The sequence below is a fragment of the Planktothrix tepida PCC 9214 genome, from assembly GCF_900009145.1.
Lineage (GTDB): Bacteria > Cyanobacteriota > Cyanobacteriia > Cyanobacteriales > Microcoleaceae > Planktothrix > Planktothrix tepida.
This window is the reverse complement of record NZ_LN889928.1, coordinates 1-2031: the sequence shown is the minus strand read 5'-3', so window position 1 is coordinate 2031 and position 2031 is coordinate 1. Positions and strand designations below refer to the sequence as shown.

General features: G+C 40.0%; 1 pseudogene. It reads left to right on the top strand.

Annotated features, from left to right (window positions below):
- The first annotated feature begins 203 nt into the window (after positions 1-203).
- A pseudogene (gene ltrA, locus PL9214_RS33185) lies at positions 204-2002 on the top strand (group II intron reverse transcriptase/maturase).
- Positions 2003-2031: the final 29 nt, after the last annotated feature.

Here is a 2031-nt window from a genome sequence, read left to right as displayed (position 1 = left end):
GATAGCATCACGCTAAAGACTTCAAACAAATGTGTAATCGGAACGAAGTAACCCCTAATTATCTCTGGTAAAAGGTCGATAACCAGTAAGTAGCTAACGAATGGTAATTAGGGGAGGGATGGTATCAAAAGCGAATGCCCTTGGTAATGCAAGGGATATGCTGACAGATACTCGGTAATTCCAAAGAAATAGAACAAGTAGCAATGAATAAATCTAAAACGCTGAACAAAAATCAGACGGTGGAGTGGAAAGACATCAACTGGCGCAAGCTAGAACGGGTGACTTTCAAGTTGCAAAAGCGCATATTTCGAGCGAGTGAACGAGGCGATGTTAAAGCAGTTCGCAAACTTCAGAAGACCCTGATTAGGTCTTGGTCAGCAAAATGTATCGCTGTACGTCGGGTAACACAGGACAATCAAGGCAAAAATACCGCAGGAGTGGACGGAGTTAAATCTCTGACCCCAAAACAACGGATGAGCCTTGTAGGACGATTAAAGTTAACAGGTAAGGTTAAACCTACTCGTAGAGTAATGATACCCAAACCGGGAACAACTGAAACTCGTCCATTGGGAATACCCACAATAGACGACCGTGCATTACAAGCGTTAGTCAAACTAGCATTAGAACCCGAATGGGAGGCTAAATTTGAACCTAACAGTTACGGTTTCAGACCAGGACGTTCCTGCCACGATGCAATCGAAGCAATATTCAATAGCATCCATCAAAAAGCCAAATATGTGCTTGATGCTGATATCTCAAAATGCTTTGATCGTATAGACCATCAAGTGTTAATCTCCAAAATACATACATACCCCACTTTAAGCCGTCAAATTCAAGTGTGGCTCAAAGCAGGGTACTGCGTCGGAAAACAACTTTTTCCTGCCCATGAGGGAACACCACAAGGGGGGGTGATTTCACCTCTACTTGCAAATATTGCCTTACATGGTATGGAAGAAAGAGTCAAGCAATATGCAGAAACTCTAAAAGGACATAAACAAAATAACCGTAATGCCCTTAGTTTAATCCGTTACGCTGATGACTTTGTGATAATCCATGAGGATGTAAACGTTGTCAGAAAGTGTCAAGAGATAATCGCTGAATGGTTGAGTGATATGGGATTGGAATTAAAACCCAGTAAAACAAAAATAACCCACACCCTCAATGAAATTGACGGAAAAGTTGGGTTTAATTTTTTAGGATTCCATATACAACAACACGAAGTAGGTAACTACAGAAGTGCCAATAATTCCAAAGGAATTCCACTAGGTTTTAAAACAATAATCACACCCTCAAAAACCAAAATCAAAACTCATCTTATCAAGATAGCTGAAGTAATAGATACTTATACGACCGCCCCACAAGCTACTTTAATTAGTAAGCTAAACCCAATAATTAAAGGGTGGTCAAACTATTACTCAACAGTTGCTAGTAAAAAAACTTTCTCACAAGTTGATCATCTAACTTATGATAAGTTGAGAACATGGGCAAGAACAAGGGGAAAAGGGGACATCAATAAAGATAAATACTGGAGAACAGTAGGCAACAAAAATTGGTGTTTCAGTACAGAAGACGGATTAGAATTAATCACTCACGCTAGTACGCCAATCGTAAGGCATACAAAGGTTAAAAGCGAAGCTAGTCCGTATGATGGCAACTGGACTTATTGGAGTAAACGAAGAGGCAAATATCCTGAAACTCCTAACAGGGTTTCTAAATTAATCAAGAAACAAAAGGGTATTTGTCCTGACTGTGGTCTGTATTTCACAAGTACAGACATTGTAGAGGTTGATCATATTAAACCAACATCATTAGGTGGAAAAGACACTTATGATAATCTGCAACTTCTACACAAACATTGTCACGACATAAAAACGGCCCACGACGGTTCTTTAATCAAGAATCATGACAATAACCCGTTTTGAATCGTACCTATAACAAAGGTGGAATTATCAAGGAGCCGTGTGAGGTGAAAGTCTCACGCACGGTTCTGAAGGAGAGGTAGAAGTGGTAACGCTTCTATCGACTCTAACA